This window comes from Gemmiger formicilis (assembly GCF_024462815.1).
In the GTDB taxonomy this organism is placed as follows: Bacteria; Bacillota; Clostridia; order Oscillospirales; family Ruminococcaceae; genus Gemmiger.
Window position 1 is genome coordinate 1 of the sequence record NZ_JANGCG010000090.1, and the last position, 241, is coordinate 241.

Annotated in this window: 1 protein-coding gene; it reads left to right on the forward strand. The window is 53.5% G+C overall.

Annotated elements, in window-relative coordinates; translation table 11 throughout:
* Positions 1 to 241, forward strand: a 241-nt coding sequence (locus NE623_RS14615) for a hypothetical protein (RefSeq protein WP_256276175.1), incomplete at both ends; no start/stop codon positions are given.

The following is a 241-nucleotide window of genomic DNA, read 5'->3' on the forward strand; positions in this document are numbered from 1 at the left end:
GGTTCAGCCGTCTGAGTGAAATGAGCGCCGGGGATGTTTTTTTTGTGAATGCCGGGGAAGTATGGGCCATGACATCGCGCGAAGGCTGTACGGCCTTGTGTGTAGAGATTGAAACCGCACTGCTGCCGCAGGTCAGCTATCCCTATGCCGACCGTGTTCAGCTGGTGGATTCGTTAGTCGATCCCGATCAGACCCGCGAGGTATCGCTGGTTTACCGCGACTGTATTTTCTTAAAGGATAT